We start from the raw sequence: 239 nt of genomic DNA on the forward strand, positions 1-239 counted from the left end.
CTCGCGACGCACGCCGGATTCAGGCAATGCTCACACAAGCGCGGCAAATACATCATGAAGGTGTTCTCGAACTGACCGTAGATGTCCTTCTGCACGTCGTCGAAGTTCTTGTCCTTGCTGCGCTTCTCGAACTCGCCGCCGAGAATCTCCTCCCAGTTCGGCCCCCACTCGATCTTCTGCATCCGCTTGCCTGTGAGCAGGCTGCGCGCTCGCGCAACAGGCGGCGCCTTGCTTTCCGG

At 60.3% G+C, this 239-nt stretch carries 1 pseudogene; it reads right to left on the minus strand.

The annotated features are described in order from the left end of the window. Positions 1-239: pseudogene (narH, locus tag SB753_RS40975) on the minus strand (nitrate reductase subunit beta); the annotation flags it as partial.

The organism is Paraburkholderia sp. SIMBA_053 (genome assembly GCF_046534895.1).
Lineage (GTDB): Bacteria > Pseudomonadota > Gammaproteobacteria > Burkholderiales > Burkholderiaceae > Paraburkholderia > Paraburkholderia caledonica.